The sequence below is a fragment of the Micromonospora sp. WMMD712 genome, assembly GCF_029581295.1.
Taxonomy (GTDB): domain Bacteria; phylum Actinomycetota; class Actinomycetes; order Mycobacteriales; family Micromonosporaceae; genus Micromonospora; species Micromonospora carbonacea.
In genome coordinates this window covers 6,742,009-6,754,103 of sequence record NZ_CP120743.1, presented here as the reverse complement: position 1 = coordinate 6,754,103, position 12,095 = coordinate 6,742,009, and the positions used below count along the sequence as shown (strand labels likewise).

General features: G+C 72.7%; 14 protein-coding genes. 10 read left to right on the top strand and 4 right to left on the bottom strand.

Annotated elements, in window-relative coordinates; translation table 11 throughout:
* Positions 1-3: 3 nt before the first annotated feature.
* Together O7633_RS29220 and O7633_RS29215 are read left to right on the top strand one after the other, a co-directional pair.
* Positions 4-945, top strand: coding sequence for a pseudouridine-5'-phosphate glycosidase (locus O7633_RS29220; protein ID WP_282324686.1), 942 nt, complete (start codon positions 4-6; stop codon positions 943-945).
* Positions 942-1,859 (top strand): PfkB family carbohydrate kinase, encoded by a 918-nt coding sequence (locus tag O7633_RS29215; RefSeq protein ID WP_282324685.1) that lies wholly within the window; start codon positions 942-944, stop codon positions 1,857-1,859. Before O7633_RS29220 ends, O7633_RS29215 begins: the two co-directional genes overlap by 4 nt.
* A 74-nt stretch (positions 1,860-1,933) precedes the next feature.
* Here the strand turns inward: O7633_RS29215 and O7633_RS29210 are convergent, their stop codons facing one another.
* Positions 1,934-2,290 carry a DUF3099 domain-containing protein gene (locus O7633_RS29210; protein WP_074473973.1) on the bottom strand — a complete coding sequence of 119 codons (357 nt, stop codon included), beginning with the start codon at positions 2,288-2,290 and terminating at the stop codon, positions 1,934-1,936.
* A 125-nt stretch (positions 2,291-2,415) separates the two neighbouring features.
* Between O7633_RS29210 and O7633_RS29205 the strand changes: the two genes are divergently transcribed.
* Both O7633_RS29205 and O7633_RS29200 read left to right on the top strand, forming a co-directional pair.
* On the top strand, positions 2,416-2,730 hold the full coding sequence (locus O7633_RS29205) for a hypothetical protein (RefSeq protein ID WP_246384501.1): 315 nt from the start codon (positions 2,416-2,418) through the stop codon (positions 2,728-2,730).
* A gap of 12 nt (positions 2,731-2,742) precedes the next feature.
* A complete protein-coding gene (locus O7633_RS29200) occupies positions 2,743-3,054 on the top strand; it encodes a hypothetical protein (protein ID WP_074473972.1) in 312 nt (103 codons plus the stop codon).
* 11 nt (positions 3,055-3,065) lie between these two features.
* Here O7633_RS29200 and O7633_RS29195 read toward each other — a convergent pair whose 3' ends face one another.
* Positions 3,066-4,310, bottom strand: coding sequence for a low temperature requirement protein A (locus O7633_RS29195; RefSeq protein WP_282324684.1), 1,245 nt, complete (start codon positions 4,308-4,310; stop codon positions 3,066-3,068).
* 57 nt (positions 4,311-4,367) lie between these two features.
* Positions 4,368-4,943, bottom strand: coding sequence for an HhH-GPD-type base excision DNA repair protein (locus tag O7633_RS29190; RefSeq protein ID WP_282324683.1), 576 nt, complete (start codon positions 4,941-4,943; stop codon positions 4,368-4,370).
* A gap of 153 nt (positions 4,944-5,096) precedes the next feature.
* On the opposite strand from O7633_RS29190, the gene O7633_RS29185 reads away from it, so the two are divergent.
* Genes O7633_RS29185 through dtd form a run of 5 tightly spaced genes read left to right on the top strand, consistent with a single transcriptional unit; the run spans position 5,097 to position 9,907 of the window.
* Positions 5,097-6,686, top strand: coding sequence for a DUF262 domain-containing protein (locus O7633_RS29185; protein WP_282324682.1), 1,590 nt, complete (start codon positions 5,097-5,099; stop codon positions 6,684-6,686).
* 1 nt (position 6,687) lies between these two features.
* Complete coding sequence (locus O7633_RS29180; protein WP_282324681.1) at positions 6,688-7,656, top strand: type II toxin-antitoxin system HipA family toxin; 969 nt, start codon at positions 6,688-6,690, stop codon at positions 7,654-7,656.
* Positions 7,657-7,690: 34 nt separating this feature from the next.
* Entirely contained in the window at positions 7,691-7,891 is a 201-nt protein-coding gene (locus tag O7633_RS29175; protein ID WP_282324680.1) for a hypothetical protein, read from the top strand.
* Positions 7,892-7,947: 56 nt separating this feature from the next.
* Positions 7,948-9,432, top strand: coding sequence for a methyltransferase (locus O7633_RS29170; RefSeq protein ID WP_278133162.1), 1,485 nt, complete (start codon positions 7,948-7,950; stop codon positions 9,430-9,432).
* A 52-nt stretch (positions 9,433-9,484) separates the two neighbouring features.
* A complete protein-coding gene (gene dtd, locus O7633_RS29165; RefSeq protein ID WP_278133160.1) occupies positions 9,485-9,907 on the top strand; it encodes a D-aminoacyl-tRNA deacylase in 423 nt (140 codons plus the stop codon).
* Between the two features lie 82 nt (positions 9,908-9,989).
* Here the strand turns inward: dtd and O7633_RS29160 are convergent, their stop codons facing one another.
* Complete coding sequence (locus O7633_RS29160; RefSeq protein ID WP_178067186.1) at positions 9,990-10,778, bottom strand: sporulation protein; 789 nt, start codon at positions 10,776-10,778, stop codon at positions 9,990-9,992.
* A gap of 248 nt (positions 10,779-11,026) precedes the next feature.
* Between O7633_RS29160 and sigB the strand changes: the two genes are divergently transcribed.
* Positions 11,027-12,031 (top strand): RNA polymerase sigma factor SigB, encoded by a 1,005-nt coding sequence (sigB, locus tag O7633_RS29155; RefSeq protein WP_091277515.1) that lies wholly within the window; start codon positions 11,027-11,029, stop codon positions 12,029-12,031.
* Positions 12,032-12,095: the final 64 nt, after the last annotated feature.

Below are 12,095 nucleotides of genomic sequence, written 5' to 3'. Positions count from 1 at the left end.
GACGTGAACAGCTTCCACACCCGCCTCGGCGTCGAGGTGGCCGCCGCCCTGCGCGACCGGCGTCCGGTCGTCGCACTGGAGAGCACCATCGTCTCGCACGGCCTGCCCCGGCCCGACAACCTGCGGGTGGCCCGCGAGATCGAGCAGGCCGTCCGCGCCGCCGGGGCGGTCCCGGCGACCATCGGCATGGTCGCCGGTCAGCTCGTGGTGGGCCTCGACGACGCGGAGCTGACCCGGCTCGCGACCGTCGACGGGGTGAGCAAGCTCTCGGTGCGCGACCTCGCGATCGCCGCCGCGACCGGCGCGGACGGGGCCACCACGGTCGCCGCCACCAGCGCGGTGGCCGCCGCCGCCGGGATCGGGGTCTTCGCCACCGGCGGGCTGGGCGGGGTGCACCGGGAGGCCGCGACGACCTTCGACGAGTCGGCCGACCTGGGCACCCTGGCGCGCACGCCGATCGCCGTGGTCTGCGCCGGGGTCAAGTCGATCCTCGACGTCGGGGCCACCCTGGAGCGGCTGGAGACCCTCGGCGTCGCCGTGGTCGGCTACCGCACCCGCCGGTTCCCCGGCTTCTATCTCACCGACGCCGGCTTCGACCTGGACTGGTCGGTCGACTCGCCCGCGCAGGTCGCCGACGTGCTGGCGGCACGGGACGCCCACGGGGTGCACGGCGGCGGGCTGATCGTGGCCAACCCGCTGCCGGCCGACGAGCAGCTCGACCCGGCCCTGCACGACCGGACGCTCGCCGAGGGCCTCGCCCTGCTGGAGCGCGACGGGGTGACCGGCAAGGCCGTGACTCCGTACCTGCTCGCGCACTTCCACTCCGCCACCGAGGGCGCGAGCCTCGCCGTGAACGTGCGGATCATCCTGCGCAACGCCGACCTCGCCGCCCGGATCGCGGTCGCCGCCGCCGACCGCGCCGCCACCGACCGCGCCGCCGCATGACCGCTGCGCGCCACCCGGCCGGGCCGGGCCGGGTCGTCGTCGTGGGCGACCTGATCACCGACGTCGTCGCGGTGCTGGGCGGGCCGCTGGCCACCGGCTCCGACACCCCGGCCACGATCCGGGTCACCGGCGGCGGGCAGGCCGCCAACACCGCCGCCTGGCTCGCCGCCCAGGGCGTGCCGGTGACCATGGTCGGCGCCGTCGGCGACGACGACGCGGGCCGCGACCGGGTCGCCGAGCTGGAGCGGGCCGGCGTGGACTGCGCCGTCGAGCGGCACGCCGGGCACACCACGGGCACGGTGATCGTGCTCACCGGCGGCGACGAGCGCACGATGGTGACCGAGCGGGGGGCGAACCTGCGGCTGGGCACCGGGCACGTCGACGCCGCCCTCGCCGCAGCGCCCGACGCGCGGCACCTGCACCTGTCCGCGTATCCCCTGCTGGACGCCTCCTCGCGCGGCGCCGGGCTGCGCGCGCTGGCCGCGGCGCGCGAGCGCGGGCTCACCACCAGCGTCGACGCGGCGTCCGCGGCGCCGCTGCGGCGGGTCGGCGCGGCGGCCTTCCTGACCTGGGTACGCGACGTCGACCTGCTCCTGGTCAACGCCGACGAGGCGGCCGTGCTGGCCGGCGGGCTGGACCCGGCGGCGCAGGCGCGGGCGCTGACGGCGACGGCCCGGCGGGTGGTGGTGAAGCGCGGCGCGGCCGGGGCGGTGTGGGCGGACCGGACGGCGACGGTCAGCGTGGCGCCGACCCGGCGGGTGGCCGTGGCCGACGTCACCGGGGCCGGGGACGCCTTCGCGGCCGGGCTGCTGTCGGCGTGGCTGGCCGGGGCCGGGCCCCGGGCGGCGCTGGACCGGGCCGGCGACCTGGGCGCGCTGGCCGTGTCGAGCATCGGCGCGCGCCCGACGGCCTGACCGACGGCCCGGCCGGCGGGGCCCGGTGGCGCTACCGGCGCGCGCGCCGGCCACCCGGAGGCCGGTCGGGCTTGTCAGGGCTCGGCGTCGATGACCTTGTGCGGGCGCTCCTCGGCGGCGAGGCTCATCGGCGCGGCCGGGTCGGTGTGCCGGGGCTGGAACCGGTTGGCCAACCGGTGCTTCTCCTTCGGCGGCCGGTCGTTGGCCAGCAGCACCGCCAGCCACGGGATGAGCACCATCCCGAGGCCGCACAGCGGCAGCCAGAGCCAGAGCATGGGCGCCTGCGCGCCGACCAGGATCGCGCCGACGATCACGCAGGCCACCCGGACGCCCATCATCACGACGTAGCGGCGCTGCCGGCTGGTGAGCTGGTCGTCCTGGCTGCGGGCCGCGTCGGTGATCAGGATCGGCTGGTACGCCTGACGCTTCACCACGAACCTCCAAGAGGGATCGCCCCCATCCTGTCACCCCGGGGCGTTGATCGGTTCGTCGCGGGGCGTTGATCAGCGAAATCGACCCGCCCCGGCTCGTGTTACGCCCGTGGTACGCTCCGCTCGTGGGCAGCCGGTTCAGCTTCACCGACGAGGCGTTGGCCAACCTGCGGGTCTACGACGTCTCGCCCGGCGAGGTCTGGGAGGCGCTGCACAGCCCGCGGCGGGTCATCCGGCACCTGGGCGACGACGTGATGGTCGTCTACGCCGCCGCCCGCCACGGCCGGCGGCTGGCCGTGCTGCTCGCCGAGGCCGACGGCGCCGACAACGACTGGGACGTGCTCTCCGCCCGGGAGCTGACCGACGCCGAGGCCAAGCGCTACGACGAGGCCGTCCGCCGGTTTCCCGACGACGACGCCGGCCGCAGATTCCGCCGATGAGGAGGCGTGGCGATGAACCGTAACGACGCGACCAAGCAGTTCCACGGCGGTGGCGACCCGCTCGCCGAGCTGATCGACGCCGGCGCGCCGGTGGAGCTGCCCACCCCCGACACCGACGTGCCGATGGTCAGCCGCTCGGTGCGGCTGCCGTTGGAGACCTACGAGCGGGTGCGGGCCGCCGCCGACGCCCGGGGCATCGGGGTGACCACGCTGATGCGGCAGTGGATCGAGGCCGGCCTGGCCGAGCTGGACGACTCGGCGACGGTCTCCCTCGCCGACGTGCGGCGGGCCCTCGCCGCCCTCTCCCGGCCCACCGCCGCCTGAGCCCCGGCCCCTCACCCTTCCGCCACCTGGGGGTGGGCCGGGCCGGGCCGGTCCAGCGGAGATGCGGGCCGCTCGACCGGGCGGCCCCACGACCGTGCCATGTCGCGCACGGCGATCGCCGCCAGCACGGCGGCGGCCGATGCGAGCGCAACCACCGGCGACATGCGCAGCGCCACCGGGGCCAGCGCGACCAGCGCCAGCACCCCGGCCAGCCGGGAGCGGGAGACCCGGCCGAAGATCTCGTACTCGAAGCGGGCCCGGGCGGCCAGGAACAGGGCGGGACCGCCCATGACGAAGACGGGCCACACCGGCTCCATCCGGGCGTAGGGATGGTCGATGACCAACTCGTAGCCGACGCCCGTGACCAGCACGCCGGCCACGATCACCAGGTGGGTCCAGCTCGCCGACTCACCCAGCAGCCCCGGCGACCGGGCCACCCGGATCGCCTCGGTCAGCAGGTGCCCGGCCCGGTGGAAGTAGATCCGCCAGAACAGCGCCGTAACCAGGAACGAGAGGGCGAACGCCGCGAACCCGGTCGCGGCGAAACCGCTGTTGCTGAACGTGAACCCGATGACGAGGATGGTCTCGCCCAGGGCGATCAGGAAGATCTGCTGGTACCGCTCGGCCAGGTGCTCGCCCATCACGGCCCAGCCGGAGACCCGCGTCGGCCCGAGGCGCGGCACCGGCCAGCCGAGCGCCAACCCCGCGTAGTCCCAGGCCAGCGCGGCGGTCCAGCACACCGCCCGGAGGGCCGGCTGCGGCACCAGGGCACCGGCGAGCCAGGGCACCGCGCCGGCCGCGAACCAGGCCATGATGCGCGTCGTCACCCTCCGGCGGGGGTGCCGGCGCAGCGCCACGGTGACCAGGAGCGGCCGGCCGATCTGGATCGCCAGGTACGCACAGACGAAGGGCAGCGCCCGCTCGGCGAAGGCGCGGGGCAGGGCGACGGCCATCACCATGCTGCCGAACATCGTGGCCACCACGACGAACTGGATGATCCCGCGCTCCGGCTCGTAGCGGCTGGTGACCCAGGCCGTGAGGGTCCAGACCAGCCAGAGCGCGAGGAACAGCAGCACGGTCTGCGCGACCTCGCTCCACACGTCCCGGCCGGGGGACGTCACCTCGTCGATGATCCGCTGCGACACCCGGGTCAGCGCGAAGACGAACACCAGATCGAAGAAGAGCTCCAGGAAGCTGGCCCGGGGCGAGCTCACCGCGCCCCGCAGCAGTGCCGCGCCCCGCTGGTCCTCCGTCATCGTCCACCCGTCGCCGCCGCCCGACGGGCTCAACGAGCCCGGCCGGCGCGGGTTGCGTCAGCCCTTCGCGGCCTTCGCCTCCGCCTTCATCCGCTGCTTGTGCTCGCGCACCCGGCGCAGCGAGTCCGCGTCGGCCACGTCGGCCACCGACCGGTACGCGTCGGCGTCGCCGTAGCCGCCGGCCGCCTCCCGCCAGCCGGCCGGGGTGACGCCGTACCGCTTGCCGAGCAGCGCGACGAGGATCTGCGCCTTCTGCCGGCCGAACCCGGGCAGCTCGGTGATCCGGCGCAGCAGCTCCCGCCCGTCGGCGACGTCGGCCCAGAGCCGGGCGGCGTCGCCGTCGTACCGGTCGACCAGCACCCGGCACACCTCCTGCGTCCGGGCGGCCATCGCCTTCGGGAACCGGTGCAGGGCGGGCGGCTCGGCGAACACCGCCACCAGCGCGTCCGGGTCGTACCCGGCCAGCTCGCGGGCGTCCGGCTCGTGCCCGAGGCGCTGCGCCAGCACGTACGGCGAGGAGAACGCCTTCTCCATCGGGATCTGCTGGTCGAGCGTCATCCCCAGCAGCAGGGCCAGCGGGCTGCGCTCCAGCAGCCGGTTTGCCTCGGGGTCGATGGGCAGCGAGAACGTCATGCCCTTATCTTGCTCGGCCAACGGCTTGGACTCGGATCTGACACGGCTGGCACGTCCGAGGCGGCATGCACCCCCGCATGTCGCCACCAGGTCGAAAGGCCGGAGGAGTCGAAGCCGTTAGGCTCAAACGACCAGCCACGAGGGAGACAGTCGATGCCAAGCCTCGAACGACCTCGCGTCGAGTACCGGACTCCGGAAGACCTGGTGCGCGACGTCGAGCAGGGCACAGTTCGCATCCCTCCCTTCCAGCGAGCGTTCAAGTGGGAAGCAGCCGACATCGTCAAGCTCTTCGACAGCCTGCTGCGCGGATTCCCGATCGGTAACCTTCTGCTCTGGCGTCGCCCCGCACCGGCCCAACGGCTGCAGGTGGGACCGCTGACGATCGACGCAGAGGAGACCGGCGCGGCGCTGTGGGTCGTGGACGGCCAACAGCGGATCGTTTCCCTGGTCGGGGCCCTCACCCAGGCACACCAGGCGGTCGATCCCCGGTTTCGGGTGCATCTGGACCTGGACTCGGGAGAGTTCCACACCAGCGGCACCCGTCAGCAACCGCCCCGCAGTTGGGTTCCGGTCAGTTTCCTGCTGGACACCGCAGTCCTGCTTCGGTGGATGCGCAGCAACTCGAACTGGCTGACCGAATCACAACTGACGTTGGCCGATCAGGCAGCCAAGGCAATCCGCGAATACCAGATCCCCACCTACGTCGTGCATTCCTCGGACGAGAGCGCACTGCTTGAGATCTTCACCCGGATGAACACGACCGGCAAACGCCTCACGAAGTCGGAGGTCTTCCAGGCTCTGCACGCCGGCACGGTCGCAGACGACCTCACCACCCTCCCCGGGCTCGGCCGGATCACCGCCGAGTCGGGTTTCGGGACCATCGATGACCGACTGGCCCTGCGATGTGTGCTGGCCTATCGTGGCGGGGACGTCTTCCGCGAGGACTTCCGTCAGGAGTTCGCCCCAGGGGACGACCCCGCCGAAACCCTGCGAGAGGTCGCCGGAACGCTTCGTGACGCCGTGGACTTCCTGCGGGGCACCTGCGGAATACCGCACATCAGGCTGCTTCCCTATTCACACGTCCTGCCCACCCTGGTGCGGTTCGTCAAGCTGCACGGCGTGCCGGCTGAACGGGCCGCGACCCTGCTTCGTCGATGGGTGTGGCGCAGCGCGGTGGCCGGGACCCGTGCCCGAGGCGTCAGCGTCGCCGACATCCGCGGGCAGGTCGCCGCAGTGGACGTCCCCAAGGCGGTGGACGGGGCGGCGGAGCTCCTGCGACGAGTGCAGCCTTTCCCGGACTTCGTCCCCGAACTCGACAAGATCCACTTCAGTCACGCCATGGCGAAGATCAACACCTTGGGCCTGCTGTCCTTGGAGCCACGTGATCCCGCGAGCGGGGACCTCCTGGACACCACCCGGCTATTGGAGAACGGCAGCCCGCTACGCCCGTTCCTGGCGTCCGGCGGGTCCGCCCTGACGGACACCCTCGCCAACCGCCTCGTTCTGCCGGCCGGCGAGCGGACGTCACCGGCGCAACTCGCGTCGGCGCCGGCCCATGTCGCCGCCAGTCAGCTCATCGACGAACGGGGCCAACAGTTGCTTGCAGACCAGCACTGGGGAGCTTTCCTGTCCCATCGGGCCGCGGCCTGCACCACGGCCATCGCCGCTCACGTCGACCGGATGAGCGAATGGGGGGCTCGGGACGGACGGGCCATGACCGACATCCTCCGGTCGGCCGCCTGACATGGACACCACGACGGCAGAGGTCCGCCTGCACAACCGCCGGGTAGGACACATCGCCTACTGGCAAGGTGGATCGGAGTTTCACTACGAGGACGACTTGTCCCGCCCGGACCACAAGATCCTCGGCCAGGTGTTCGAGGACGATCCCCGAAAAATCCGGAGCGCACGCGTCGGCCTGCCCGCCTGGTTCGCCAATCTGCTTCCCGAGGGCGCGCTCCGCCGTCAGATCGTCCGGGAGTTGGGTGGCGGGAACATCGGCGACTTCACCCTGCTGCTACGGGTGGGGAGCAACCTGCCCGGAGCGGTGACCGTTTCCGGCGACCACGAGCCCGAGGGTGACATGCCTCCACACGACTCGGACGGTCAGCTCCCCGACCATCCGCTTCGGCACTCACTCGCCGGCGTGCAGCTCAAATACTCGATCTCCGCCGATCGACTCTCCGTGCCCGTGAGCGGTGACGGTGGCTGGTGGATCGTGAAGCTCCCGGATCAGAGCCTCAGAGAGCTGCCGGCCAACGAGTTCGTCACGATGCGTTGGATGGCGGCGGCCGGATTCCCCGTCCCAGCAGTCGAACTCATCGCCGCGAGAGAGGTGGCCGGTCTCGCCGACGGAATCGTCGATCCGGCCGATCTGGTCTACGTGATCAATCGCTTCGATCGTGTGGCCCAGGGCAAGGTACACGTCGAGGACTTCGCTCAGGTGGCCGACGTCGACCCCAGGTTCAAGTACAGCGAGTCCAACGTCTCCTATGACACTCTGGCATCGGCGATCAGGCAGTTGGCCGGGAAGGACGGCTACGACGACTTCATCCGCCGGCTTGTCGCCATGCTCGTCGTCGGCAACACCGACGCGCACTTGAAGAACTGGGCGCTGATCTATCGAGATGGTAGGACGGCGGGTCTCGCGCCCGTCTACGATTTCCACTCACTCACCGTCTACCGACCCTACCGGTATCAGCCCCTCGCCTAGCCTGAACGGCGAGAAGGTGCCGTGGTCGATCAGGGTGGACGACTTCCGGAGGATGGCCGACAGGATCGGGGCCGACCCGGCACGCACCGCCGACCTCGTCGCCGAGACCGTCTCCCGACTGCGCGACGCCTGGCGCGCAGGCATGGTCGACGAGGCCACCCGGCGTTTCCCACCGCTCGCCGAGCACTACAGTCACCGCTTGGAGAGCTTGCCCATCTGCCGCCACGCGGACTGAACATGGAAATGTCGGGTGGCGACGAACGCACTCGGCCCGGCAGGCAGGATGGCGACGTGGACGAACACGACATGCTGCTCTCCCCCGCCGGCGTCGAGGCGCTCCGCACGGCGCTGTCCCGCGCCGCGTACACCTCGAACGGCATCGCCGACCGGCTCGGACCGCAGGCGACCGGCGGGATCGCCCGCAACGACTTCCGGGCGGCCCTGCGCGCCACCGCCGACCGCGACCCGCTGGCCACCCTCATCCGGGTGTTCATCTGCGACCAGACCGAGCCGGAGGCCGCGGTGGCCGCCGCGCTCGCCCCGCTGACCGTGGCCGAGGCGCTGGCCGGGGGCCTGGTCGAGCGGCACGGCGACGGGCTGCGCGCGGGCGTCGACCTGGAGCCGTACGCCGACGACTGGTGGGTCCTCGCCGACCTGCCGGTCAGCTCCCGGCCGGGCCGGCCGCTGCACGCCGAGCACGTGCTCGGCATCGGCGGGGCGACCCAGACGCTGATCGGAGCGGCCGTGCGCCGGCCGGTGGAGACCGCGCTCGACCTGGGCACCGGCTCCGGGGTGCAGGCGCTGCACCTGGCCACCCACGCCCGCCGGGTCACCGCCACCGACGTCTCCGAGCGGGCGCTGCGCTTCGCCGCCACCACCGCCGCGCTCAACGGCCAGGACTGGGAGCTGCTGCGCGGGGACCTGGTCGCCCCGGTCGCCGGGCGCCGGTTCGACCTGGTGGTCAGCAACCCGCCGTTCGTGGTCGGCCCCGGCACCACCACCCACGTGTACCGGGACTCGGGCCGGGTCGGCGACGCGATCGGCGCGGAGCTGGCCGCCGCCGCGCCCGGCCTGCTCACCGAGGGCGGCACCATGCAGTACCTGGCGAACTGGGTGCACGTCGCCGGGGAGGACTGGGGCGAGCGGGTGGCCGGCTGGTTCGCCGGCACCGGCCTGGACGCCTGGGTCGTCCAGCGGGAGGTCGCCGACCCGATGGCGTACGTCAACCTGTGGCTGACCGACGTCGGCGAGGCCGCCGACCCGCAGCGGGCGGCGGCCTGGCTCGACTGGTTCGACGCGCACAAGGTGGAGGCGGTCGGCTTCGGCATCGTCTCGCTGCGCCGCGGCGGCCACGCCGACCCGGTGGTGCGGGTCGAGGACCTGCGGCAGCGGGTGGAGCCGCCGATGGGCGAGCGGATCGCCGCCTGGTTCGACCGCCAGGACTGGCTCCGGGCACGCGGCGCCGACGGGGTGCTCGACGCGCGCTACCGGGCCGCCGAGGGGCTCCAGCTGCGGCAGGAGGCGACGATGGGCGACGAGGGCTGGGCGGTGGACCGGCAGGTCCTGGCGATGCCGCACGGGCTGCGCTGGACGGAGGAGATCGACCCGCTGGTGCTGGCCCTGGTCGGCGGCGCGGACGGCCGGCTGCCGCTGCGCGACCAGCTCGCCCTGCTCGCCGCCGCGCACGACGTGGCCCCCGAGGAGCTGGCCGAGGCGGCCGGCCCGATCGTGGCGCACCTGGTGGAACGTGGCATCGTCGAGCCGGTGACCGACTGATGCGCGCGCTGAGACAGTTGCGGATGCCGGCGGCGGCGCGGGCGGTGCGCTGATGCGGGCGGTCGTGCAGACCGTCGGCCGGGCCAGCGTCACGGTCGACGGGGAGGTCGTCGGCGCGGTCACCGACGGGCTGCTGGTGCTGCTCGGGGTGACCCACACCGACACCGGTGAGACCGCCCGCACCATGGCCCGCAAGATCCACGAGCTGCGCGTCCTGGACGGCGAGCGCAGCGCGGCGGACACCGGGGCGGGCATCCTGGTGGTCAGCCAGTTCACCCTCTACGGCGACGCCCGCAAGGGCCGCCGCCCGAGCTGGACCGCCGCCGCCCCCGCCGAGGTGGCCGAGCCGCTGGTAGAGGCGGTCGTGGCGGCCCTGCGCGAGCGTGGCGCCCCGGTGCAGACGGGCCGCTTCCGCGCCCACATGCTGGTGGAGAGCGTCAACGTGGGCCCCCGCACCCTCCTCCTGGACCTCTGACACGCCCGGTGATCAAGAGGTTTGCGTCAGCCGCCGCCCGGAACCTGACGCAAACCTCTTGATCACCGAAGAGGTCCCGGGGTCAGAAGAAGAGGCCGCGGCGCTGGATGGACTGGCGGAGCCAGCCGTCGAGCTGGGCGGCCCAGTCGGTGTTGTGCACGGTGGCGTGGTCGACGCTGAACCGGCCGAAGGCGTCCCGCCCCTCGGTGAACACGCCGCCCCGCTTGTCGATCTCCAGCACCACCTGCACCTGCTGCGGGTCGGTGACGAAGGTGACCTCCAGCTGGTTGATCGCCTGGGCGTACTGGGGGGCCGGGTAGAACTCGATCTCCTGGTAGAACGGCAGGTGCTGGCGTACCCCGTAGATGTGGCCCCGCTCGACGTCGGCGCGGGCGAACCGGAAGCCCAGCCGCAGCAGCGCCTCCAGCAGCGCCTCCTGGGCCGGCAGCGGGTGCACCGCCACCGCGTCCAGGTCGCCCTTGTCGACCGCCCGCGCCACCTCCAGCTCCGTACGCAGCCCCATCGTCATCCCGTGCAGGTGCTGCCCGTACAGCTCGGTGAGCGGGGTCTCCCACGGCACGTCGAAGCGGAACGGGACGTCGTAGCGCTGCCCCGGCTCCAGCCGGAACGCCCCGGTCACCTGGCGACGGTGGAACTCCTGGGTGGTCTCGTACTCGCTGTCACCGCTCTCCACCTCGACCCGGGTGACCAGGCCCAGCGCGACGTAGTCGATGTCGACCGCGTGCTCGCCGCCGGCCACGTGCACGACGCCCTCCAACTGACCGCCCGGACGGCAGTTCGGATTGCTCAGCACCGTCTCCACCGACGGACCGCCGACACCCATCGCCTGCATGAGCCGCTTGAAGACCACGACGCCCTCCACCCTCTCGAAGATCGACCGTTGCACGCCCGACCTGCTGATTCGGCCCGAACGGCCGACTGCCGGCACGGTAGCCGGGCCTGGCAAGGTCATACCCCGGTACCCCTATCCGCTGTCGGTTCCCCGATCGCCTCACTCCCGTTTCACGTCCCGGTTGCCAGAGTGTGTGTCACCGGCGCCGCTGGGCCGGCAACGCGGCACAGACGTGGACACGGGGAGAGACAGAGATGGTCCTTCAGATGATCGAGAACCAGATCGGCCCGGCCGTCACCACCGACGCCGAGGCTGCCGCCGACACCCTGACCGACCTCGACGCCACCGACGAGCGCGGCGTCTCCACGGACCTGGTCCGGGCATACCTCAACGGCATCGGGCGCACCAAGCTGCTCACCGCCGAGCAGGAGGTGGTGCTCGCCAAGCGGATCGAGGCCGGGCTGTTCGCCGAGGAGAAGCTGGCCACCTGCACGCCCGTCTCGACGGAGCTGCGCGCCGACCTGGAGATCGTCGTCGCCGAGGGGCGCACGGCCAAGGACCACCTGCTGGAGGCCAACCTGCGCCTCGTCGTCAGCATCGCCAAGCGGTACACCGGCCGGGGCATGGCGTTCCTCGACCTCATCCAGGAGGGCAACCTCGGCCTGATCCGGGCGGTCGAGAAGTTCGACTACACCAAGGGCTTCAAGTTCTCCACGTACGCGACCTGGTGGATCCGGCAGGCGATCACCCGGGCGATGGCCGACCAGGCCCGCACCATCCGCATCCCGGTGCACATGGTCGAGCAGGTCAACCGGATGGTCCGGGCCCGCCGCGAGCTGGCCGTCACGCTGGGCCGCGAGCCCACCGTCGCCGAGGTCGCCCGCGCCATGGACGTCCCCGAGTTCCAGGTCATCGAGCTGATCTCGTACGACCGGGAGCCGGTCAGCCTCGACCAGGCCGTCGGCGAGGACGGCGAGAGCGCCCTGGGCGACTTCGTCGCCGCCGTCGACCCGGCCGCCGAGCCCGGCGCGGCCGCCGCCGACGGCGAGCTGCGCAACGAGGTGCAGATCGTGCTGGCCACCCTGTCCCAGCGGGAGCAGGCCGTGATCCGGCTCCGCTTCGGCCTGGACGACGGCCGGCAGCGCACCCTCGACGAGGTGGGCAAGGAGTTCGGCCTGTCCCGGGAGCGGATCCGGCAGATCGAGAAGGTCACGCTGCTCAAGCTGCGCGCCCCGGAGCGGGCGCAGCGGCTGGAGGCGTACGCCTGCTGAAGCGGCACGCGTAAGGAGGGGCCCCGGCGGTTCGCCGGGGCCCCTCGCGCATGCGGTGCGGCGC